The 22621-nt window shown below is 69.4% G+C and carries 16 protein-coding genes; 8 read left to right on the top strand and 8 right to left on the bottom strand.

What is annotated here, in order from left to right:
• Positions 1-7: 7 nt before the first annotated feature.
• Positions 8-2443: a phosphoketolase family protein gene (locus LSF15_RS18415; protein WP_232500030.1), complete on the bottom strand. Its 2436-nt coding sequence runs from the start codon at positions 2441-2443 to the stop codon at positions 8-10.
• A gap of 136 nt (positions 2444-2579) precedes the next feature.
• Between LSF15_RS18415 and LSF15_RS18410 the strand changes: the two genes are divergently transcribed.
• Positions 2580-3500 (top strand): AEC family transporter, encoded by a 921-nt coding sequence (locus LSF15_RS18410; RefSeq protein ID WP_232500029.1) that lies wholly within the window; start codon positions 2580-2582, stop codon positions 3498-3500.
• Positions 3501-3512: 12 nt separating this feature from the next.
• Positions 3513-4256 (top strand): DUF1353 domain-containing protein, encoded by a 744-nt coding sequence (locus LSF15_RS18405; RefSeq protein ID WP_232500028.1) that lies wholly within the window; start codon positions 3513-3515, stop codon positions 4254-4256.
• A 6-nt stretch (positions 4257-4262) separates the two neighbouring features.
• Here LSF15_RS18405 and LSF15_RS18400 read toward each other — a convergent pair whose 3' ends face one another.
• Positions 4263-6488 carry a hypothetical protein gene (locus LSF15_RS18400; protein ID WP_232500027.1) on the bottom strand — a complete coding sequence of 742 codons (2226 nt, stop codon included), beginning with the start codon at positions 6486-6488 and terminating at the stop codon, positions 4263-4265.
• Between the two features lie 299 nt (positions 6489-6787).
• On the opposite strand from LSF15_RS18400, the gene LSF15_RS18395 reads away from it, so the two are divergent.
• The 4 genes from LSF15_RS18395 (at position 6788) to LSF15_RS18380 (ending at position 13129) form a co-directional block, all read left to right on the top strand.
• Positions 6788-9331 (top strand): DEAD/DEAH box helicase, encoded by a 2544-nt coding sequence (locus LSF15_RS18395; RefSeq protein ID WP_232500026.1) that lies wholly within the window; start codon positions 6788-6790, stop codon positions 9329-9331.
• Positions 9332-9567: 236 nt separating this feature from the next.
• Positions 9568-11571 carry a bifunctional metallophosphatase/5'-nucleotidase gene (locus LSF15_RS18390; RefSeq protein WP_232500025.1) on the top strand — a complete coding sequence of 668 codons (2004 nt, stop codon included), beginning with the start codon at positions 9568-9570 and terminating at the stop codon, positions 11569-11571.
• A 158-nt stretch (positions 11572-11729) separates the two neighbouring features.
• On the top strand, positions 11730-12338 hold the full coding sequence (locus LSF15_RS18385) for a hypothetical protein (protein ID WP_232500024.1): 609 nt from the start codon (positions 11730-11732) through the stop codon (positions 12336-12338).
• Between the two features lie 110 nt (positions 12339-12448).
• Entirely contained in the window at positions 12449-13129 is a 681-nt protein-coding gene (locus LSF15_RS18380) for a YcnI family copper-binding membrane protein (protein ID WP_232500023.1), read from the top strand.
• Positions 13130-13202: 73 nt separating this feature from the next.
• Here LSF15_RS18380 and LSF15_RS18375 read toward each other — a convergent pair whose 3' ends face one another.
• From LSF15_RS18375 to LSF15_RS18350, 6 genes are read right to left on the bottom strand one after another with little or no spacing between them, the layout of a single operon-like run.
• Positions 13203-14060 carry an ABC transporter ATP-binding protein gene (locus LSF15_RS18375; RefSeq protein WP_232500022.1) on the bottom strand — a complete coding sequence of 286 codons (858 nt, stop codon included), beginning with the start codon at positions 14058-14060 and terminating at the stop codon, positions 13203-13205.
• Positions 14057-14845 (bottom strand): ABC transporter ATP-binding protein, encoded by a 789-nt coding sequence (locus LSF15_RS18370; RefSeq protein WP_232500021.1) that lies wholly within the window; start codon positions 14843-14845, stop codon positions 14057-14059. The genes LSF15_RS18375 and LSF15_RS18370 overlap by 4 nt, the downstream gene beginning before the upstream one ends.
• The gene (locus LSF15_RS18365) at positions 14842-15699 is read right to left on the bottom strand and encodes an ABC transporter permease (protein WP_232500020.1); all 858 of its coding nucleotides are present in this window, start codon (positions 15697-15699) and stop codon (positions 14842-14844) included. Before LSF15_RS18365 ends, LSF15_RS18370 begins: the two co-directional genes overlap by 4 nt.
• Entirely contained in the window at positions 15696-16646 is a 951-nt protein-coding gene (locus LSF15_RS18360; RefSeq protein WP_232500019.1) for an ABC transporter permease, read from the bottom strand. The genes LSF15_RS18365 and LSF15_RS18360 overlap by 4 nt, the downstream gene beginning before the upstream one ends.
• Positions 16647-16648: 2 nt before the next feature.
• The gene (locus LSF15_RS18355; RefSeq protein ID WP_232500018.1) at positions 16649-18295 is read right to left on the bottom strand and encodes an ABC transporter substrate-binding protein; all 1647 of its coding nucleotides are present in this window, start codon (positions 18293-18295) and stop codon (positions 16649-16651) included.
• A complete protein-coding gene (locus tag LSF15_RS18350) occupies positions 18292-19482 on the bottom strand; it encodes a C45 family autoproteolytic acyltransferase/hydrolase (protein ID WP_232500017.1) in 1191 nt (396 codons plus the stop codon). The genes LSF15_RS18355 and LSF15_RS18350 overlap by 4 nt, the downstream gene beginning before the upstream one ends.
• 88 nt (positions 19483-19570) lie before the next feature.
• On the opposite strand from LSF15_RS18350, the gene LSF15_RS18345 reads away from it, so the two are divergent.
• The gene (locus tag LSF15_RS18345; RefSeq protein WP_232500016.1) at positions 19571-20473 is read left to right on the top strand and encodes a MurR/RpiR family transcriptional regulator; all 903 of its coding nucleotides are present in this window, start codon (positions 19571-19573) and stop codon (positions 20471-20473) included.
• A 100-nt stretch (positions 20474-20573) separates the two neighbouring features.
• A complete protein-coding gene (recQ, locus tag LSF15_RS18340; RefSeq protein ID WP_232500015.1) occupies positions 20574-22595 on the top strand; it encodes a DNA helicase RecQ in 2022 nt (673 codons plus the stop codon).
• The last annotated feature ends 26 nt before the right edge of the window (positions 22596-22621 follow it).

Here is a 22621-nt window from a genome sequence, read left to right as displayed (position 1 = left end):
CCGCGGGTCAGCCCGCGCGGAACCGCCAGCCCGTGATCGACGTCGGGTCGTCGCCGTGCTCGTACGCGTACGCACGCGCCGCCGCGCGGTCGGCGTGCCACTCGTCGGCGATCTCGGCGACGCCCGGCCGCCCGGCGAGCCCGGGCACCCGGCGCAGCACGTCGAGCGCCAGCCGGTACCGGTCGAGGTCGTTCAGGTGCAGCATGTCGAACGGCGTGGTCGTGGTGCCCTTCTCGATGAACCCGCGAACGTGCAGGTTGGCGTGGTTGGTGCGCCGGTAGGCGAGCTGGTGGATCAGCGACGCGTAGCCGTGGAACGCGAAGATCACGGGTGACGACCGGGTGAAGACCGCGTCGAACTCGAGGTCGCGCATGCCGTGCGGATGGTGCGACGGATCCTGGATGCGCATCAGGTCGACCACGTTCACCACCCGCACGCTGAGCTCGGGCAGGCGATCGCGCAGCAGCTGCGCGGCGGCGATCGTCTCCATGGTGGGCACATCGCCGGCGCAGGCGAGCACCACGTCGGGCACGGATGCCCCGGGGTCGTCTCCATCGAATCCGGGCTCGTTGCCCGCCCACGCCCACACGCCGAGCCCGGCCTCGACGTGCGCGTCGGCTTCGTCGGCGCTCAGCCACTGCGGCTGCGGCTGTTTGCCCGCGACCACCACGTTCACCCGGTTCTGGGTGTCGAAGGCGTGCCGCATGACCGCGAGCAGGGTGTTCGCGTCGGGCGGCAGGTACACGCGCACGATCTCGGCCTGCTTGTTGACGACCACGTTGAGGAAACCCGGGTCCTGGTGCGAGAACCCGTTGTGGTCCTGGCGCCACACGTGCGACGAGAGCACGTAGTTGAGCGATGCCACGTCACCGCGCCATGGCACGTCCGACGCCTCCTCGAGCCACTTCGCGTGCTGGTTGAACATCGAGTCGACGATGTGGATGAATGCCTCGTAGCTCGTGATCAGCCCGTGCCGCCCAGTGAGCAGGTAGCCCTCGAGCAGTCCCTGCATGAGGGTCTCGCTGAGCGCCTCGATGACACGGCCCGAGCGGGCGAGGTGCTCGTCGAGCGGATGCAATCGGGCCGCCCACGCCCGGGAGGTCACATCGAACACGGCGCCCAGCCGATTCGAGAGCACCTCGTCGGGGCCGAACAGGCGCACGTCGGGGTTCATGCGCATCAGCTCGGCGAACCAGGTGCCGAACGTCGTCATCGCCAGCCCGGTCGCGCCTCGCTCGTCGGGGTCCACGTCGAGCGCGAACGGCGCGGTGTCGGGCAGCGCGAGCGCCCGAACGATGCCGGCGTTGGCCACCGGCGTCGCGCTCATCCTCAGGTCGCCCGCGGGCCGCAGCGCGTCGAGCGCCGCGACCGGTCGTCCCTCACCGTCGAAGAGCTCGTCGGGTCGATACGACCGCAGCCACTGCTCGAGCATCGCGAGATGCTCGGCGTTCTCGCGCACCTCGGAGAGCGGCACCTGGTGCGAGTGGAAGGTGCCCTCGACCTGCACCCCGTCGACGACGCGCGGGCCGGTCCAGCCCTTGGGCGTGCGCAGCACGATGGCCGGCCAGCGCGGCGCTTCCACGGCGAACGCCCCCGCCGCGGCATCCGCTCGAATGTCGGCGATGCGGTCGTAGGCCACGTCGATCGCGTCGGCCATGCGGGCGTGCACGGCCATGTGGTCTTCGCCGTCGAAGCCGCCGGTGACGAGCAGCGGTTCGTACCCGTTGCCGCGCATGAACTCGACGAGCTCTGATTCGGGGATGCGCGCGAGCAGGGTGGGGTTCGCGATCTTGAACCCGTTCAGGTGCAGGATCGGCAGCACCGCGCCGTCGGTCACGGGGTTCAGGAACGTGTGTGCGCGCCAGCTCGCGGCGAGCGGTCCGGTCTCGGCCTCGCCGTCGCCGATCACGCAGGCGACCACCAGGCCGGGACTGTCGAGTGCCGCCCCGTACGCGTGCATCAGCGAGTAGCCGAGTTCGCCGCCCTCGTTGATCGACCCCGGCGTCTCGGGCGCGGCATGCGAAGGGATGCCGCCGGGGAACGAGAACTGGCGGAACAGTCGCTCCATACCGGCGCGATCGGCGGTGATCGCCGGGAACAGCTCGGAGTAGGTGCCGTCGAGCCAGGTGTTCGCGACCATGGCCGGCCCGCCGTGCCCCGGCCCGCACACGTAGAGCGTCGGCGTACCGCGCTCGACGATCGCGCGATTCAGGTGCGCGTACACGAGGTTCAGGCCGGGCGAGGTGCCCCAGTGGCCGAGCAGGCGAGGCTTGACGTCGTCGGGCTCGAGCGGCGCGTCGAGCAGCGGGTTGCGCATCAGGTAGATCTGGCCGACGCTGAGGTAGTTGGCGGCCCGCCACCACGCGTCGACGATGTCGAGCGGAACGGATGCCCCTCCCGCGCCGTGCTCGAAGCCTTCACCCTGTTCAGCTGCTGCGGTCATCGTCTCCCCGTTCGCTCGGCTCGGGCGTGCCCTTCGAGCGTAGGTCGCGGAGGTGTCGCCCGGGTAGCGTGGTGGCGATGATCCACCCCGAGACGCCGAGCGACGCGCCCGCAACCCGAACGGGTGGCGGGCGCGCATGATCGAGGTCTTCACGGGCTTCGCGGTCATCGCGCTCGCGGTGATCGTCGGGTACGTCGCCGGACGCACCGGCGTGCTCGGTCCCGAGGCGCGACCGGTGCTCGCACGGCTCAACTTCAGCGTGCTGGCGCCGTTCCTGCTCTTCTCGGTGCTCGCCCGGGCCGATGTCGGCACCCTGTTCTCGGTGCTGCTGCCGGTCTCGGCGATCGCGGCGGTTGCCGTGATGCTCGTGTTCGCGCTCGTCTCACTGCTCATCTGGCGACGCGGCATCGCCCGCACCGTCGTCGGCTCGCTCGGCTCGGGATACGTCAACGCCAACAACTTCGGCATCCCGATCGCCGTGTACATGCTCGGCGACGCCGCCTACTCGGCACCGATCGTGCTGCTGCAGCTGCTGCTGTTCGCCCCGATCGCGCTCGCGATCCTCGGCGCGAAGGTCACCGGTGCGACATCCGCGTGGCAGATCGTGCGCTCGACGATCACGAACCCGATCATCGTGGGCTCGCTGCTCGGCGTGCTCGTGGCCGTCACCGGGCTCGAGTTGCCGCCGATCGTGCTCGAGCCGATCAGCCTCATCGGCAGCGCGGCCGTGCCGCTCATGCTCATCGCATACGGGCTGTCGTTGCACGGGCAGCGACTGCTCGAGGCCGGTACCGGGCGCCGCGACGTGCTGCTCGCCTCGGTGCTGAAGCTCGTCGCGATGCCGCTCGCAGCCTGGGCGATCGGGCGCTTCGTGTTCGGCCTCGACGACGTCGCGCTCTACGCCGTCACGGTGCTCGCCGCCCTGCCGACCGCGCAGAACGTGTTCAACTACGCGCAGCGTTACGAGACCGCCGAGATCGTCGCCCGTGACACCGTGTTCATCACGACGATCGGAGCGGTGCCGGTGCTGCTCACCGTCGCATTCCTGCTCGGCTGACAAGGAGACCAGATGCCGTTCCTCACCGACGACGAGCGCCCGCTCGACGAGCTCGCCCTCGCCCAGCGGCCGGCCGACGGGTACCGATTCGAGTTGCGCGAGCCGTTCGTGTACGTCGACCCCGTCTCGAGGCGCCGCTACCCGGTCCCCGAACACGCCGGTCAGCGCGTCGAGACCGATCTCGCCTCCGTGCCGACGCTCGTGTGGGCCTTCATCGCGAGCTACGGCCGCCAGTCGGCACCCGCCGTGATGCACGACGTGTACGCGGCGCCTGCCGACGACCCGACGTCGCCCGACCGCCGTGCCGAGCTCGCACGGCGGCGCGAGGTCGACCGCGTGTTCCGCACCGCACTGCGCGAGCAGGGCGTGCCGCTGCTGCGGTCGTCACTGATGTGGGCGTGGGTGTCGGCCGACCGCGAGCGCGCCCTCGCCGGCGTCGCCGGCGCGGTCTTCTTCGTGCAGGCGATCCTGGGTGCGATCGTCGTCGTCGCGGCATCCGTGCTCGCATTCTGGAACATCGGATGGCTCGTGCTCGCGGTGCTGCCCGCGATCGCGGCCCTGCCGTGGTGGCGCCTCGCGCCGCTCATGCTGCTGCTCAACTACTCGGGCGCGGTGCTGTCGCCGCTCGTCGTGCTGCAGGTGCTCGCCGTCGTTCCGTTCCGGATCATCGAGGCGATCGTCGAGATCGTGACGGGCGGTGACCCGCGGTCTGTGCTGCGGCCGACCGTCCGAGGCGGCTTGCGGCGCGAGCGATAACTCGGATCAGGCCCTGCCGGTCGCCCGGCGACGCTCGTCGCGCTCGGCTCTGTAGTCGGCGCTCTTCATCGCACGACCGAGTCTCATCGCGTCGCGCTTGGTCGGAACATCGACGGCGGCGTTCATCGCGAGGTTCGTACCCACCCCGGTGGATGCAGACGTAGTGGGGGCGACTGGCGCCCTCGGCGGAACACCGGTCGGGAGCAGCTGACTCGCCTTCGACGGTGCCGACTGCTGCGGCGCTGCCGCGACGCCCTCGTCCTCGGCGGCGGGCTCAGTACTCGTGCCTTCGGGGGGCGCGGGCGGCATCGTGCCGGGCACGACGACCGGCGCCGGCGCGAACCGCGGCTGGAACACGGCGATGGCGGTGAGGAGCAGCAGCACCAGACCCGTCAGCCAGAGGAACCCCGCCCGCTGTTCGTCCGTACAACCCGTCCAATCAGGCCACAGCGCGATGCCGAAGAACACCGCGGCGGCAGCGGCGAGCGCGTAGAGCGAGCGCGGAATCATCGTCCAGGCGAGCCACCTCGGTGCGTCGGCCGGGCAACGCTCCCACACGCGCGAACGCAGGATCACCCGGTGCAGCACCTGATTCAGCCACACCAGCACGGCCAGAATCAGTCCGGCGGCGACGATCCAGCCCAGGGTCGAGAGCGACTCCACGCCGGTGTCGGGATCGATGCGACGCAACCACCCGACGTTCTGCTCGAAATCCGGTGCGGGGGCATCACCGTTGAACCGGTCGACCACCCAGCCGACCGCGACCGAGATCGTGCGGAGCACCCAGGCGAACGCCTCCGAGACGGGCGGCAACCCCGGCACGATCGCGGCGATCACGACGGCCGCGAGGAAGTTCGCGGCCAGCGACTTCTTCGCGATCACCGAGAGACGTGTCTCGACGTATTCCACCGCTTCGGGCTGGCGCGGGTAGTCGTCGCCGAGCAGGTTCAGCGCCGTCGGCTCGATCACCTCGGTGACGTTGTCGTAGTACAACGAGTGGTCGAGGAAGGGTTGGTTCGTGTTGTGCACGGCATGCTCTTCGGGGCCGTCGGGAATCGTGGCGAGCTCGGGGAAGTACGACGCCCGCCAACGCCGCTGCAGTTCCTCGGGCCTGTCGGCGATCGGGCCGGCCGAGAAGGGATCCCAGGTGGCCCAGTAGTTCTGCCAGACGAGACGCTTCTTGGGGGGAAGCTTCGCGTTCAGGGCCACCCACTTCTCGATCGGGCGGTACGGGGTGTTGCGCCCGGGCCACTTCTCTTGGCCGAGCAGCACGACCGCGGCTCCGACGGTGGTCAGTCGCCGCACCTTGAGCGCGTCGGGCACCAGTTCCTCGAGCAGTGTGTACGTCGCGACCGCGGCACCCTGCGAATGGGCGAGCACGTGCACCTCGCCGACGTCGTCCTTGACGAGCCGGCTCGCGTGCGTCAGCGCATTGCGCACGACCATGCGCATGGCACTCGCCCGCACGGGCCTCTCGCGCCAGGCGGTCACATCGCCGATCGACTCGACGATCGTATCGAGGCTGCCTCTCGCAAGCCTGTCGAAGGCGGGGATGAGGAGCAGGGGACTGAGCAGGGGCAGGATGGGCGTGAGCACGAGGCCGAGTGCCACGATGAACACCCAGATCACGGCGAACATCAGCGTCGACGCGACCAGCCGGATTCCGTCGACGATCAGGTCGAGCGGGAAGCGCAGCAGCGACGTCGTCGGCGACTTCCGATGGCGCAGCAGCACGTACCACGGGAGGAACACGAGCGTGTACGCGAACAGCCGCAGCATACGCCGGAACGCGCGCCACAGGAACCGCACCGCCCACTTGAACACGGCTCGTCGATCGAGCGGGACGAACGCGTCCTCCCATCGGGCTTCGAGGATCGCGATCCGCCGTGTCGCCTTCTCGGGCTCGCCCGCGGGCTGCGTGCGCTTGGCACCCTGCTCACCGGTGCGCTTCGGGAAGGTCACCGTCGCAGTGACGACGGGCGTCGCGCCGGCGAGCGTGGACTCGTTGATCACGACGCCGAATCCCTCGCGATCGCCGCCGATCAGGGGATCGCGTGCGAGCCACTCGAGCCGCCCGAGCAGGGGCTCCGCCCATTCGAGCAGGATCTGGCTCGTGTAGGCATCGCCCATGCCGTGCACGACGACCAGTGCGACATCGAACGGCCGGACGGGCCGCCCGGTTGCCGCGTCGACCTCGATGGCTTCGGGCGTGGCCTTCTTGGAGATCTGCATCGCGGGGGCCTTCCTCGAGGTGACATCTGAGCGAACGTTAGCGCTCGCAGCCTCCGAGCGGAACAGTGCCCGGCCGCATCAGATGTCAGTGCTGCCCCTGATCACAGGGGCGGCCTCCGAAACCTACGGTTGATCACGATCGCCGCTCCCGGACTGCAGGGGGAACTGTCACCGGGATCGCGGCGGTCGCGAAGCCGGCCGGCGCCACGCACCCGAAATCGCGTTGCCGGCCGGCTTCCCCCTTCGAATGCGAGCGGGCGAATGCGAACGACCGCGTCGCAGTGCGGCAGACTCGACGGATGACCCTGCCCCTGCTCGATCGCGTTCCACGCCCGTTCGACGCCGACGCGACGTACGACGCCTTCGTCGAGTGGTCGGGTGATCGCGGGCTCACGCTCTACCCCGCGCAGGATGAGGCCGTCATCGAGATCGTCTCGGGCGCCAACGTGATCCTCTCGACGCCCACGGGCACCGGCAAGTCCCTCGTGGCAGTGGCCGCGCACGCGGCATCCGTCGCCCAAGGGGGCCGCTCGTTCTACACGGCGCCCATCAAGGCGCTCGTGAGCGAGAAGTTCTTCCAGCTCGTCGAGATCTTCGGCGCGCAGAACGTGGGGATGGTCACGGGCGACAGCTCGGTGAACGCCGACGCCCCGATCATCTGCTGCACCGCCGAGATCCTCGCGAACCTCGCGCTGCGCCAGGGCGCCGACGCCGATGTCGACCAGGTCGTCATGGACGAGTTCCACTTCTACGGCGACTCCGACCGCGGCTGGGCGTGGCAGGTGCCGCTCATCACCCTGTCGCGTGCCCAGTTCATCCTCATGTCGGCCACGCTCGGCGACGTCACGGACATCGCCGCCGACCTCACGCGGCGCACGGGTCGCGTCACCGCGCAGGTGACGGGGGTCGAGCGGCCGGTGCCGCTGCACTTCTCGTATGCGAAGACCCCGGTGCAGGAGACCGTCGAAGAGCTGCTCGAGACGAGACAGGCGCCCGTGTACATCGTGCACTTCTCGCAGGCGGCCGCGATGGAGCGCGCGCAGGCGCTGTCGTCGATCCGGGTCGTGACCCGCGATCAGCGTGATGAGATCGCCGAGGCGATCGGCGGGTTCCGGTTCAACACGGCGTTCGGCAAGACGCTCTCGCGCCTCGTGCGCGCGGGCATCGGCGTGCATCACGCCGGTATGCTGCCGCGATACCGGCGGCTCGTCGAGACGCTCGCGCAGCGCGGCCTGCTGCGCGTGATCTGCGGCACCGACACACTCGGGGTCGGCATCAACGTCCCGATCCGCACGGTGCTCATCACGGCGTTGTCGAAATACGACGGGCAGCGGATGCGCCAGCTCAGCGCCCGCGAGTTCCACCAGATCGCGGGGCGGGCCGGACGAGCCGGTTACGACACGGCCGGCACCGTCGTGGTGCTCGCGCCAGACCACGAGATCGAGAACGAGGTCGCCGTGCGCAAGGCCGGCGACGACCCGAAGAAGCTCAAGAAGGTCGTGCGCAAGAAGGCTCCGGCGGGGTTCGTGAACTGGAGTGCGGCGTCGTTCGAGCGGCTCGTCGAGGCTCAGCCCGAACCGCTCGCGCCGCACCTGCAGCTCACCGCGGCGATGCTCATCAACGTGATCGCGCGCGGGGGAGACGTCGTCGGCGACATCCGTTCGCTCGTCTTCGACAACCACGAGCCGCGCGCCCGGCAGTTCGAGCTCGCCCGGCGCGCCCTCGACATCTTCCGCACGCTGCGTGACGCGGGCGTCGTCGAAGTGCGCCCGCCCGCGGCATCCCTTCATTCGCTCGCCGAGATCAGGCTGACCGTCGACCTGCAGCCGAACTTCGCCCTCAACCAGCCGTTGTCGCCGTTCGCGCTCGCCGCGATCGAACTGCTCGACCCTCACGAGGCGCCGGGCACGCCCGGCGTCGGCACGGGGCACTACTCACTCGACGTCGTGTCGATCATCGAGTCGACGCTCGACGACCCCCGGCCGATCCTCTCGCAGCAGCAGTACAAGGCCCGCGGCGAGGCGGTCGGCGCGATGAAGCAGGAGGGCATCGAGTACGACCAGCGCATGGAGCTGCTCGAAGAAGTCACGTGGCCGAAGCTCCTCGACGAGCTGCTCGCGCAATCGTTCGAGACGTTCGCGTCGAGCCAGCCGTGGGTGCGCGACTTCGAGCTCAGCCCCAAGTCGGTCGTGCGCGACATGTTCGAGCGCAGCATGTCATTCGGGGAATACGTCTCGTTCTATCAACTCGCGCGCAGCGAGGGGCTCGTGCTGCGGTACCTGTCGGACGCGTTCCGCGCGGTGCGGCAGACCGTGCCCGAGGAGGCGAAGAACGAGGAGCTGCTCGACCTGATCGAGTGGCTCGGCGAACTCGTGCGCCAGGTCGACTCGAGCCTCGTCGACGAGTGGGCCGAACTCATCGACCCGGCGTCGCACCTGCCCGAGGATGAGGCCGCCGTCGTGCCGCCGGCCCCGCCGAGCGTCGTCACCAATCGCCGCGCGTTCACGGTGCTGGTGCGCAACGAGCTCTTCCGGCGGGTGCAGCTCGCCGCGCTCCAGCGCGACGACGAGCTCGCCGACCTCGACCCCGATGTCGACTGGCCCGACGCGCTCGACCGCTACTATGACGAGCACGACGAGATCGGCGTCGGGCCGGCGGCCCGGTCGCCGCAGCTCGTCGCGATCGACGAGACGGATGCCCCGAACGGAGTCTGGCGCGTCGAGCAGACGATCGACGACCCGGCGGGCGATCGCGACTGGCGCATCCGCGCCGAGGTCGACCTCGATGCCTCGGCCGACGAGGGCGCTGCCGTCGTGCGGGTCACCGAGGTCGTCCGGCTCTGACCCGTGGCCAGGGTGCGCGGGTGCGCATTCGCGCGGACTGATCGGGCATTCGTGCTCATGTGAGCAGCTCCGATGAATCCCGGGTAACGACCGGGCGAGCAATGCGCGTGAACCCCTTGGCAGGGCCGGAACGCGACCGTAGGCTGCGAGAGTCCCCTGCACGGCGTGTCGGGGGGCGCATTGCCGGGGAATGCGAATCCGACGCTCCTCGGGCGACTCGCAGAGGAGACAACGGGATGCAGTCACATTCCAACGGTGCGGACCTCCGCGCCAAGGGGACCACACGTACACGCAGGCGGATCGTCGCCGGGGCAGCGCTCGCCACGGCCGCGGCCGTCGGGCTCACGCTCGGCGCGTTCGCACCGGCGCAGGCTGCGCCGTCGCCGAGGGGCGAAGAGGCCCGGAACGTCGACATCAACCTCTTCACCGTCAACGACTTCCACGGCCGCATCGAGCAGGAAGGCAGTGCCGGCGGTATCGCCGCGCTCGCCACCGCGGTGAACTCCTTCCGCGCCGAGAACTCGAACACGGTCTTCGCTGCAGCCGGCGACATGATCGGCGCGTCGACGTTCACGTCGTTCATCCAGCAGGACGTGCCCACGATCGAGACCCTCAACGCCGCGGGTCTCGACGTGAGCGCCGTCGGCAACCACGAGTTCGACAAGGGCTTCGCCGACCTCACCGACCGGGTCATACCGTTGGCCGACTGGGCGTACCTCGGTGCGAACATCTACGACAAGGCGACCGGTGACCCTGCGCTCGAGGAGTATTGGCTGCAGAAGTTCCAGGGCGTGACGATCGGCTTCGTCGGCGCGGTGACCGACGAGCTCCCGTCGCTCGTGAGCCCCTCGGGCATCGCCGACATCACTGTCGGCAGCCCCGTCGAGGCGGCGAACCGTGTCGCCGACCAGCTGAGCGACGGCAAGAAGAACAACGGCGAGGCCGACATCGTCATCATGCTCGTACATGAGGGTGCCGCCACCACCGACGTCGCTTCGGCGATCGACCCGAACACACGGTTCGGCGACATCGTCCTCAACGCGAACGACAACATCGACGCGATCGTCTCGGGCCACACGCACCTGCCGTACAACCACGTGATCGACGGCCGGCCCGTCATCTCGAGCGGCCAGTACGGCGAGCGCTTCAGCAACATGGAGATCTCGTACGATCGCGCGACCAAGTCAGTCACGAAGATGGAGAACACCATCTACACGATGGCGAAGCGCGACGCGACGGGCAATATCATCGGCTACCTGTTCGAACAGGATCCCGACATCGCAACGAGTGTCGCCGCCGCGAAGGTCGTGGCCGATGAGCTCGGCAACGTCGAAATCGGAGAGACGACGGCTGCGCTCGGCCGCGCGGTGCGGGCCGCCGCGCCACCGGTCCTCGAGAACCGCGGCGGCGAGTCGACCCTCGGTAACTTCGTCGCCGACGTGCAACTGTGGGCGCTCGAGGTCGACGGCACGCGTGACGTCGACGTCACGTTCATGAATCCGGGCGGCCTGCGCGCCGACCTCGACGCGGGTACGGTCACCTACCGCGAGGCCGCCGCCGTGCAGCCGTTCGCGAACACCCTCGTGACCACGAACCTCACGGGAGCGCAGATCAAGCAGGTGCTCGAGGAGCAGTGGCAGCCCGTCGGCGCGTCGCGTCCGTTCCTGAAACTCGGCGTGAACGAAGCGCTCACCTACACCTATGACCCGGGCGCCGTCGACGGGTCGCACATCACCGAGATCCTCCTCGACGGTGTGCCGATCGACCCGGCAGCTGTCTACAGCGTCGGCGTCAACTCGTTCCTCGCCTCGGGCGGTGACAGCTTCTTCACCCTCGCCCTGGGCACGAACAAGGCCGACAGCGGCAAGATCGACCTCGAGGCGATGGTCGACTACTTCGAGACGTTCGGCACGGTCTCGCCCGACCTCGCGCAGCGCGCGGTGGGCGTCGTGGTCTCCGGACCCGATGCCGACGGCTACGACGTCGGCGACTCGGTGACGGTGAACCTGTCGTCGCTCGACTTCAGCCGCGACGAGCCGGGCGCCACGACGGCGAGCATCTCGCTCGACGGTGCGGCGCTGGGCAGCGCGCCGGTGGTGAGGGCGTTCACGCCGAACTTCGACGAGATCGGCACGGCGACGGTGGTGTTCGACATCCCGGCAGGGGCCAGCGGCCCCGAGCGGTTCACGATCACCACCGGGACGGGAACGATGAGCTCGTTCCTGCTCACGGTCGACTGAGTCGCATCGCGCGATCGAATGGCCCGGGGCGATCGTCCCGGGCCATTCAGCTGCCCGAGACCCGCGACGCCGTCGAGACGCTCCCGCCGGACGCCGAGCTCGAGGCGCCGGGCTCGACGCGGTAGCCGAGCCGCCACCCGGTCGCCTAGGCTTCCCGTGTGACTTCGAGATGGGCGCGTGTCGCGCAGGGCGCGGCGGTCGCGGCCTTCGCGACCTTCGTCGCCGCGCTCTCGCACACCGTCGGCGGCGGAACGCCGCCCGGGCCGCTCGCCGTCGTGCTGTCGATGGCCTTCTCGACCCTCCTGTGCCTCACCGTCGCCGGTGGCCGGCTGACGCTCACGCGCACCGTGATCGCCGTCGCGGCGACGCAGTTCGCGCTGCACGCGCTGTACTCCGTGCGCACCGCGACCCCGACCACGCAGCCGACACTGGCGCCGGGGTCGATGGGCCACCACCACGACACGGTCGACTGGTCGTCGACCGCGAGTTCGCCGACCGCGTTCGAGGCGCCGATGCTGATCTCGCACCTGGTCGCGGTCGCCGTCACGGTCGTCGCCATCCGGCACGGCGAGCGGGCGTTGCGGGCGACGTTGGGGGCGATCCGCGTCGCCGTCGCGTCGGTGCTGCCGAAGGTTCCCGAGCTCGACGGTCAGTGGCTGCCTCGACTGCAGCCCGCCGTCACACGCGCGCCGCGCGCGAGCACCCGACTGATCGTGCTGTCCGCGATGCGTCATCGGGGCCCGCCGCTGGGGTTCGCCGCCGCCTGAGCAGCGTCATCCGACGTTCTGCGTTCCTGCGCCCGCGCGCGCTGCGGCTCCGAATCACCCCACACCGGCACGCGTCGCTTCAGCGACCCACGCACAGAATCAGGATCATCATGACCATTCGCACCACGACCATGGCCGCCACCGCCCTCGCCGGCGGCGTCCTCCTCGCACTCGCCGCCCCGCTCACCGCCTCCGCCCACGTCGGCGTGACGCCGACCAGCACCGCGGCCGGCAGCAGCACCGTGCTCACGTTCGCGTTCAGTCACGGCTGCGCCGAGTCGCCGACGGCGAAGCTGACGTTCGACATCCCCGAATCGATCCCCAGCGTCTCGCCGACGCTCAACCCCAACTACACGATCGAGAAGGTCGTCGAGGGCGATCGCACGACGCAGGTCGTCTACACCGCGATCACCCCGATCGAAGACGGCTATCGCGACACGATCGCACTCTCGATGCGCCTTCCCGACGATGCTGCGGGCGAGACGCTCGCATTCCCGGTGCTCCAGACGTGCGTCGAGGGCGAGAACGACTGGAGCGAGGTCGCCGAAGAGGGCGAGGCCGAGCCCGAGAGTCCGGCGCCGACGATCGTCGTCACCGAGGCGACCGACGAAGCGGGCGGGCACGGAACCGCGGCCACCGTCTCCGATGACCACGCCGAGTCGGCGACGGATGTCGCAGCCACGACCTCCGACGACACGGTGGCCAGGGTGCTCGGCATCGGCGGCCTCGTGGTCGGCACCGTCGGCATCGTGCTCGCGCTCACCGCGCGGCGCCGTCGCGCCGACGGCTGACCGACTCGGCGGGCCCGGCGGGGGCAGAGCCCTCCTCCGGGCCGACGCCCGCCTCCTCGTGGTCTGACGGGGTTCAGGTGCTCGCGTCGCTGCGTGACAGCTCGAACGCGGCGCGTCGTGCGATGACGTCGTGCGGGTCCCAACCGGGCCCCGGCACCGACGCGATGAGCAGCCGCGTGTAGGGATGGGCGGGTTTCCGCAGCACGTCCTGCGTGCGGCCTTCCTCGACGACAGCTCCACCGAACAGCACGAGAACCCGGTCAGTGACCTCGTCGACCACGGCAAGGTCGTGGCTGACGAACAGAAGCGAGATACGGGACTCGCGGCGTATCTCATCGAGGAGTTCGAGGATCTGCGCCTGAACCGAGACGTCGAGCGCTGAGACGGCTTCGTCGAGTACCAGCACGGCGGGTTCGACGGCGAGCGCCCGCGCGATCGCGACGCGCTGTCGTTGGCCGCCGCTCAGCTGGTACGGCTTCAAACGGGCCTGGGTCGCTGACAGCCGTACGCGCTCGAGCAGTTCGGCGGCCCCGCCCTTCGCGTCCCTGCCACCGGCGAGGCCGTGCAACCGCATGGCGTGCGTGAGGGTCTGTTCCACGGTCAGTCGCCGGTCGAGTGACCCGTACGGGTCCTGGAACACCATCTGCACCTGCCGGGCCCGGGCGAGCCGGGCTGCCGCACCGTGGCCGACGGTGCGCCGGTCGATCCCGGCGACCCTGAGGCTTCCCGAATCCGCGCGCTCGAGGCCGGCGAGGATACGGGCGATCGTCGACTTGCCGGAACCGGACTCACCGACCAGTCCGAGCGCCTCGCCCGCCTCGATCGTGAACGAGACATCGTCGACTGCGACCACGGGGTCCGCGCCGCGTGCAACGTGGAACGCGCGGTGGAGCCCGTCGGCCACGACGAGCGGTGTGGCGGAGGTGTTCATGTCGTCTCCTCCCGAATCGTGGGTACAGCTTCGAGGAGCAACCGGGTATACGGGTCGCTCGCCCCGGCGAACAGGTTCGCCCCCGACAACTCTTCGACGACCTCGCCGCGCAGCATCACATACACACGATCGCAGTACGCGGCCGCGAGGTGCAGGTCGTGTGTGATGAAGAGCACCCCGAGTCCGCGCTCCTGTTGCTGGTCGCGGAGGATTGCCAGCACCTCCGCCTGCGTCGTCACGTCGAGCGCGCTTGTCGCCTCGTCGGCGAGCAACAGCTTCGGCCGGGTGGTGAGGGCTGCGGCGATGACGACGCGCTGGAGCATGCCGCCCGAGAGCTCGTGCGGGTATTGGCGGAAGCGGTGCTCCGGACGCGAGATCCCGACGGCCTCGAGCAGTTCGAGGCCGCGCCGCTTCGCATCGACGGACCGTTCACCGTGCACCCGTACGAGGCGTTCGGTGAGCGAGTCGCCGATGCGCCGCACCGGATTCAGCGCGCCGCGCGGATCCTGTTGGATGAGCGCGACCTCGTCAGCGCGGATGCTGCGGAGTTCCCGCTCATCGACGCCGAGCACGTCACGGCCGCCGATTCGCACCGATCCTTCGAGGCTGGCTGACGTCGGCAGCAACCGGAGCGCTGCGCGCACCGTACTCGACTTTCCGGATCCGGATTCGCCGACCAGACCGACGGTCTCGCCGGCCGCCACAGCGAGGTTCACCCGATTCAGGATCTTCGCGTCGCCGTAACGGAGGGACAGATCGCTGATCTCGAGCAGCGGTGCGGTCATGCGCGCGCCCCCATCCGTTCGGCCAGGCGAACCCCGACGATGTTCACGGCGACGACGACGGCCGCGATCGCGATCCCGGGCACGAGGGTCGGCCCGAAATGTCCGAGCACGATGCCGTCTTGGCCCTCCTGCACCATGAGTCCCCATTCCGAGCTCGGCGGCTGCGCGCCGAACCCGAGGTAGCTGAGCGTCGCGAGTCCCATGAGCCCCTCGCCGAACAACACGACGAGGTAGCCGAGGAGCGCCGGCGTCATGTTGGGCACGACGTAGCGCGTCGCGATGGTGGCACCGCCGACGCCCTGCACGCGATACGCATCGACGTACGGACGGGCAAGCTCGGACAGCGCGATGCTGCGCGTGAACTTCGCGATCACCGGCGCATACGCCAGCGCGAGCGCGACGACGGCCGTGGCCGCGCCCTCGCCGAAGACTGCGATCACAAGCACCACGAAGAGGAGGCCGGGGAATGCGAACATGACGTCGGTGATCCGGGCGAGGAGCACGTCGATCCACCTGCCGTTCCAAGCGGCGACGATCCCGATCGTGACTCCGAGGATCGTGGCGCCGACGAGCAGCAGGAACGGCCCGATGAGACTCTCCCGGGTGCCGAGAATGAGTCGCGAGAGCAGATCGCGGCCGAGTTGGTCGGTGCCGAGCGGGTGTGCAGCACTCGGCTGGCTCCAGATCGCGGCGAAGTCGATGGCCTCCGGGTCGTACGGCGCGAGGAACGGTGCGAAGATCGCGACGAGCACGACCACTCCCAAGAAGCCGACCGATGTCCAGAACAGCGGGTCGCGGCGACGGCCGCTGATTCCCTTGCGTGCGATCAGCACGTCAGCGGTGTTCGTGGTCATGAGGTCTTCACCCGGCTTCCGATCCGCGGGTCGAGCAGTGGCAGGAGGAGATCGACGATCGTGGTCACGACCATGTATGCGACGACCATGTAGAGCAGCACCGCCTGAACGATGGGGAAGTCATGCGTGTTGATCGCGTCGACCAACAGGGAACCGATGCCGCTGATGCCGAAGACGCTTTCGACGACGACCGTGCCCGCGAGCATGCTCGCGATCACGAGCGCGATCATCGTGACGATCGGACCCCACGCATTCCGCAGCACGTGACGGAACACCACGAGCGGTCCCGTCATGCCGGTGCTCCGCGCCGCTTCGACGTGCTCGGAGTCGAACTGCTCGACCATCGTCTGCCTGGTGACGCGGCTGACGATCGCGAGGGCGCCGATCGAGAGGGCGATCGCGGGAAGCGTGAGGTGGTAGACCCGGTCGGCGAACCCCTCGCCGGCCCCGGTCACCGGGAACCATCCGAGCTGCACCGAGAAGAACGACACGAGGACGATCCCGACGACGAAGGACGGCACCGACGCGGCGAGCGTCGTCGATCCGACGATCGCCGAGTCAGTCGCCCGCCCCCGCCGCACGGCCGCCCAGACACCGAGGCCGATGCCCGCGACGGTGAACAGCACGGTCGCATATGCGACGAGGGCGAGCGTGGCCGGCAGCCGGCTCGACATGATCGACGCCACCGGCTGGTGGTACTGGAACGACGTGCCGAGGTTGCCGGTGAGGGCGTCGCTCAACCAGATCCAGTACTGCACGAGCAGCGGCTCGTCGAGGTGGTACTCCGCCCGGACGGCGGCGATGCGCTCGGGCGTGAGGTTCTCCGGGTTGCCGATGAGGAACGTCACCGGGTCGCCGGGGGCCGCGTACATGGCCGCGAAGATGATGAAGGATGCCACCACCAACGTCACGGCCATGCCCGCGAGCCGCCTGAGCGCCGTCAGCATGCTCAGCCCTGCGCGGCGCCGAGGTCGGCGGCCCACGGGTAGTAGAGGTACGCGGCAGATGACGGCAGGCCGGTGAGCTGTGACGAGTACGCGACGGTCGACGGGCTCTGCGAAACCGAGATCCACGGAGTTGCTTCGACCCAGCGACGCTGGAGGTCGATCGCGAGCTCGGCCCGCTCCGAGTCATCCGTCGCCGCGAATGCCTGCTGTACGAGCTGGTCGTACTCGGGGTCGCCGAATCCGACGAAGTTGACCGTTGCCGTCGACGCCCCGTTCTTGTAGAACCCGACCGGGTCGTTCTTCGAGATGTAGTACTCGTCGGAGAACAGGTCGGCCTCGCCGCGCAGGTCGGCATCGGAGTAGAAGTCGCCGTACTGCGCAGACGGGATCGTGGTGATCTCGGCCTCGAGGCCGATGCTCTTGGCCGCAGCGACGAGCGCGTTGGAGACGACATTTCGCACCGAGCCGCCGTCGCTGGCGATCACGATCGGCGCCTCGGGCGCACCGGCCTCGGCGACGAGCGACTTCGCCGCATCGAGGTCTTCGGCGCTCGGGCTCGCGGGCGCACCCTCGAGCTCCTCGTAGGCGGCTTCGAACGCATCGCGCTCGTAGCCCCAGGCGCCCGAGCCGACCGGGGTCTTCGACGGCTGCGCCAGGTCGCCGAACGCGGCCTTCGCGATGCCCGCCCGGTCGAGCGCGAGCGACAGGGCCTGGCGGATCCGCTCGTCGGCGAGGGCTCCGCGCTCGGTGGCGAGCAGCACCCACGCGTTCGTCGACGGGCCCTGTGCGAGCGAGACCCCCTCGACCGACTGCAGCGGGATCGCCGAGGCGGGGGAGTCGAGGTACGAGCCGTCGGCTTCGCCGGCGGTGAGGGCGTTCACGACCGCCGACTGGTCGGCCCAGGTGAACACCACCTCATCGGCGAGCACCTCGCGAGAGGCATCCCAGTAGTCCTCGGTCTTCGTGATCGTGAGGCTCGTGCCTGGCTTCCACTCGCCGAGCGTGTAGGGGCCCGAGCACGCGTCGGGTGTGCCCGGGGCGCCGTAGTTCTCGCCCTGCGCTTCGACCACGCGCGGGTTCAGCACCATTCCGCCGTTGCCGGCCATCGCCTGGATGAAGATCGCGTCGCGTTGGGCGAGCGTGACCGTGATCTCGTTCTCGCCGGTCTTCTCCATCGCAGTCACGTTGCCGTACTCGTCCGACTCGTCGGCGCCCTCTGCGGCGTGCCGCTGCATGCTCCAGAGCACGGCGTCGGCGGTGACCGGGCTGCCGTCGTGGAAGGTCGCATCCGTGCGGATCGTGAAGACGACGTGCGTGTCGTCGACCCACTCGGCGCTCTCGGCGATGTGCGGCACGGTCGTCAGGTCGGGCTGCACGGCCATGAGCCGCTCGCAGACGTTCGCGAAGACGGTGTTCTCGGCCGCTCCGCTGTCGATGTCGAAATCGAACGTCGCCGGCTCGGCCGGGAGCATCCAGTCGATGGATTCAACCGGCCCGGATGCCGCGGGCGTCGTCGCCCCGAACGGGATGTCAGCGACCGGGGCCGTCGACGGGCCGGAGCCGTCGGCGGTGCATCCGCTCAGTGTGATGGCCGCGCCCGCGGCGATCGCGAGCCAAGCGGTACGGTGGGTTCGGCGGCTGGTATTCATCGGTGTGCCTCCATTGGCAGGGTGGGGGTGGTGTAACGGGAGCCCGGACCGTCGAAGGCGTTCCAGGGCAGGATCTCATATGGGTGGTCGCACGGCGTTCCGTTCGTGACGAAGTAGTCGCCGGTCGTGAGGTCGACGCAACTGGAGAGCAGCGTCGACCATTGGCGCACCGCCGGACGTCGTTCGTCGGGGTGCGTGCACACGGATTCGGGGTAGCCGAGGTGGTCGCTCATGGCAGTGCGGATGTAGCGCAGTGCCGCGTCGCGGTCGGCGGCGGCCCGCACTCGTTCGAGGCCGGTGCGTGCCCTGGGCACACGGAAGAGCGAGTCTGCTGAGACGGGTCGATAGCGGCCCGCGAGCTGGGGCGGCACCGATGCCTGGTAATGATTGCCGTGCACGAGGAGACCACGATCGGGGTAGACCCAGTCGATACCCGTCGGGGTGATCTCGAGGTCGATCGAGAAGCCCGAACGATCGGTGAGGAGCGCGTTGCTCGCAATGTGGGCGTCGGTCCGCACGAGGGTGTTGATCGCGTCGGGCAGTTCGCTCTGGTTCAGCGTCATCCGGCGGATGAACGTCTGCGGTAGGCCGACGGCGGAATCGAACCTGCCGCCGAGTCCGTTGGCGTTGAGCGCGATACCGGCGGAGTTCACGCCGTGACGGCCGATCTGCCCGGCCTCGAGTTGCATGATGAGCGTCGGAAGCGGATCTTGCACTACCCGCACGATGACGACGGTGTGCTGGGTGCCGGCGCGCCAATCCCAGTTCTGGCCGGCATACGTGTGTCCGTCCCCGGAGGCGCCATCGGCGAGCGAGAAGCTCGTGCAGCCGTCGCTCGAGTCGCGTTCCTCATCGGCGCTCAGCGGACTCCGCACGCCGGCCGATCTCTGGTCGTAAATGATCTCGCCTCGCACGTTGAGTGCCATGAGATCGAGCAGGTCGCGCCCACTTCCGGCGGCGACCCCCTCGAGCTCGGAGACGACATCGGGGGCAGCGTCGCGGCAGGCCGGCAGCCAAGAAGCTGCTTGTGTCCGTACCGCGGCCCAGGTCAGGCCAGACTGCTGTCCGAAGGCGTCGGCGTAGTAGTCGATCGCTGAGGCGATCAGGTCTTCGGCGGCCTCACCATACTGGGTGCCGCGTTCGAACGGCGACCCGCTGACCTCGATGGTTCGGATGGTGGTGCTCATGGACGGCGGCGTCCTCTCCATGCCGGTTAGCATGTGGATCACCGGCGTCTTCGTTGGAATGATCGTTACGAGATAGGATGCTCGTGAAATGAATGATACATCAGACCCCCCGTTTGTAACAACTGATACGCGCAATCCCGGCGTGATCGAGCTGCGCAGTCGCGTTCGCGGGGCCTGGGACGGGCTCTCGAGATCGGAACAGGCGGTCGGCGGGCTGCTCGCGGGCAGCCCTGCTGAGCGCCTGCTCTTCGCCACCGCAGCAGAACTCGGCGCTGAGACAGGTACGAGCAATGCCACCGTGATCCGCACGCTGCAGAAGCTCGAGTACGCCGGTCTCGCCGACCTCAAGCGCCAGGTCGCTGCGCCGTTCACCGAAGCGGTCTCGCCCGAGGAGCGGGTTCGTCAACGGCTCGACCATGCGGGCGAAGACACTGGCGGTATCGCCGTGAGCGTCTGGGACGAGGCCCGCGACCAGATCGAGCTCGCGCGTCGCGCACTGTCGGTCGAGGACGTCACCGCTGCAGCTTCGCTGATCGCACGGGCCGGACAGGTGTTCGCCTACGGCGTCGGCGCGTCGGCGATCGCGGCCGCGCACCTGTGTCTTCGCCTCGGGCGGGCGGGGCGCTCGGCGCGTCATCTCGATGCCGACGGGTTCCGCCTCGCAGATGCGCTCCTTCCGCTCAGAAGCGGCGACGTCGTGGTGCTCTTCGCACCGGGGCGAGTCAACGCCGAACTCGAGGCGATCGTCGGTCGCGCACGCGAAGTGGGAGCGCACACCGTGCTCGTCACCGACGAACTGCACGATCGACTTTCCGGTCGCGTCGCCGTCACACTCACGGCACCGCATACGCCGACCGGGCTGACCGCTGAGGTGCTCACCTCGATCCTCGTCGCCGACGTGCTCGCCCAGACGGTGTCGGCGCTCGCCCCGGGCCTCGCAGTCGAGACCTCGCATGCGCTGAATGTGCTCCGGACCCGCCTGGGGTACTGACCCGGATCACTTCTCCTCGAGAACGGGTCTCTCGTGGGTGTCGGCAGGTCGCCCGACTGCGCACCGCTCGCCCGTCGGGGGCGCTCGTTACACTCGACGGGTGAGCTGGAGCACCGAACCCGACCCGACCGACGAGGTTCCGTGGAATCCTGACGAGCTCGCGCCTCCGCCTGACGACGAATGGGCGCCGCCGCCGCCGGTCGACTCGTGGCAGCCCGCGCCCGAGCGGGCGCCCGGCCACGCGACATCCGTGTCGGCCGTGTCGGCCGCACCGGCACCTGCGGCCGCGGCCTCGCCGCGTTTCACGACCGCGCGCGAGGCCCTGCACACGGTCTTCGGGTACGAGGACTTCCGCGGCGAGCAGGCCGCGATCATCGAGCAGGTGACTGGCGGCGGCGACGCGGTCGTGCTCATGCCCACCGGCGGCGGCAAGAGCCTCTGTTACCAGATTCCAGCGCTGCTGCGCGAAGGCACGGGCGTCGTGGTCTCGCCGCTCATCGCGCTCATGCACGACCAGGTCGACGCGCTCGTGCGCAACGGCGTGCGCGCGGCCTACCTGAACTCGAGTCAGCAGGCGTCCGAGCGCGCCGCGGTCGAACGCGCCTACCTCGCGGGCGAACTCGACCTGCTGTACATCGCACCCGAGCGCCTGAGCAACGAGTCGGCCAAGCGCTTCCTCGAAGCCGGCACGGTGGCCCTCTTCGCCATCGACGAGGCGCACTGCGTGGCGCAGTGGGGCCACGACTTCAGGCCCGACTACCTCGCGCTCTCAGAGCTCGCCGAGCGGTGGCCCGACGTGCCGCGCATCGCCCTCACCGCCACGGCCACCGAGGCGACGCATCGCGAGATCACGTCGCGGCTCTCGCTCGAGGGGGCGAAACAGTTCGTCTCGAGCTTCGACCGGCCCAACATCCAGTACCGCATCGCGCCCAAGCTCGAGGTGCGCAAGCAGCTCCTCGACTTCGTGCGCAGCGAGGGCGTCGACGCTGCGGGCACCCCCGTCTCGGGCATCGTGTACGCACTTTCACGCGCGAGCACCGAGAAGATCGCGGGGTACCTCTCCGACAACGGCGTCAACGCACTGCCGTATCACGCGGGGCTCGACGCGGGTGTGCGCCGGCGCACGCAAGAGCGCTTCCTCCGCGAAGACGGCGTCGTGGTCGTGGCGACGATCGCGTTCGGCATGGGCATCGACAAGCCCGACGTGCGATTCGTCGCGCACGTCGACCTGCCCAAGTCGGTCGAGGGCTACTACCAAGAGACGGGGCGCGCCGGCCGCGACGGCGCCCCGGCGACCGCGTGGCTCGCCTACGGACTGCAAGACGTCGTGCAGCAGCGCCGCATGATCGACGAGAGCCCCGGCGATCTCGCGCACCGGCGGCGGCTGACGCAGCATCTCGACGCGATGCTCGCGCTCTGCGAGACCGTGCAGTGCCGCAGGCAGAACCTGCTCGGCTACTTCGGCGAGGCCAGCGCGCCGTGCGGCAACTGCGACACGTGCCTCGAGCCGCCCGCCGCGTGGGACGGCACGGTGCCGGCACAGAAGTTCATGTCGACCATCGTGCGCCTGCACCGCGAGCGACGTCAGCGCTACGGGGCAGGCCACCTCATCGATATCCTGCGCGGCAAGGAGACGCCCCGCGTGCGCCAATACGGCCACGACTCACTCGCCACGTGGGGCATCGGCCAAGACCTCAGTGAGCAGCAATGGCGGGGCGTCGTACGGCAGCTCCTCGCGCAGGGCCTGCTCGCCACCCACGGCGAGTACGGCACCCTCACCGTCACCGATGCTGCATCGGCGGTGCTCGCGGGCTCCGCTCAGGTGATGCTGCGCACCGAACCCGAGCGGGTGGCGCGTGCTCGCGGCCCGAGAGCCGCTCCGGCCGCAGCCGACCTCGAGCCGGCCCAGGCCGAGCTGTTCGAGCAATTGCGCGCGTGGCGGGCGGGCGAGGCCCGCGAACAGGGCGTGCCCGCCTACATCGTGTTCGGCGACGCGACCCTGCGCGCCGTCGCCGTCGCGCGGCCCGAGCGCCTCGGCGACCTCGAGGGCATCACCGGCATCGGTGCGAAGAAGCGCGAAGCCTACGGCGAGGCGCTGCTCCAGGTCGTCTCCGCGGGCTGATTCGGGGCTTGGCGTGTTGCGATGGC

Source organism: Agromyces humatus (genome assembly GCF_021228295.1).
Lineage (GTDB): Bacteria > Actinomycetota > Actinomycetes > Actinomycetales > Microbacteriaceae > Agromyces > Agromyces humatus.
Note: the sequence above shows the minus strand (reverse complement) of the source record. Positions and strands in the feature narration are given on the sequence as shown.

Coding starts and splice junctions, on each gene's coding strand:
- LSF15_RS18400 (WP_232500027.1), bottom strand. CDS start 6,488: ATGCAGATCTCCAAGAAGGCCACGCCCGAAGCCATCGAGGTCGACGCG.
- LSF15_RS18355 (WP_232500018.1), bottom strand. CDS start 18,295: ATGAATACCAGCCGCCGAACCCACCGTACCGCTTGGCTCGCGATCGCC.
- LSF15_RS18365 (WP_232500020.1), bottom strand. CDS start 15,699: ATGACCACGAACACCGCTGACGTGCTGATCGCACGCAAGGGAATCAGC.
- LSF15_RS18380 (WP_232500023.1), top strand. CDS start 12,449: ATGACCATTCGCACCACGACCATGGCCGCCACCGCCCTCGCCGGCGGC.
- LSF15_RS18390 (WP_232500025.1), top strand. CDS start 9,568: ATGCAGTCACATTCCAACGGTGCGGACCTCCGCGCCAAGGGGACCACA.
- LSF15_RS18405 (WP_232500028.1), top strand. CDS start 3,513: ATGCCGTTCCTCACCGACGACGAGCGCCCGCTCGACGAGCTCGCCCTC.
- LSF15_RS18375 (WP_232500022.1), bottom strand. CDS start 14,060: ATGAACACCTCCGCCACACCGCTCGTCGTGGCCGACGGGCTCCACCGC.
- LSF15_RS18395 (WP_232500026.1), top strand. CDS start 6,788: ATGACCCTGCCCCTGCTCGATCGCGTTCCACGCCCGTTCGACGCCGAC.
- LSF15_RS18410 (WP_232500029.1), top strand. CDS start 2,580: ATGATCGAGGTCTTCACGGGCTTCGCGGTCATCGCGCTCGCGGTGATC.
- LSF15_RS18360 (WP_232500019.1), bottom strand. CDS start 16,646: ATGCTGACGGCGCTCAGGCGGCTCGCGGGCATGGCCGTGACGTTGGTG.
- LSF15_RS18415 (WP_232500030.1), bottom strand. CDS start 2,443: ATGACCGCAGCAGCTGAACAGGGTGAAGGCTTCGAGCACGGCGCGGGA.
- LSF15_RS18350 (WP_232500017.1), bottom strand. CDS start 19,482: ATGAGCACCACCATCCGAACCATCGAGGTCAGCGGGTCGCCGTTCGAA.
- LSF15_RS18370 (WP_232500021.1), bottom strand. CDS start 14,845: ATGACCGCACCGCTGCTCGAGATCAGCGATCTGTCCCTCCGTTACGGC.
- LSF15_RS18345 (WP_232500016.1), top strand. CDS start 19,571: ATGAATGATACATCAGACCCCCCGTTTGTAACAACTGATACGCGCAAT.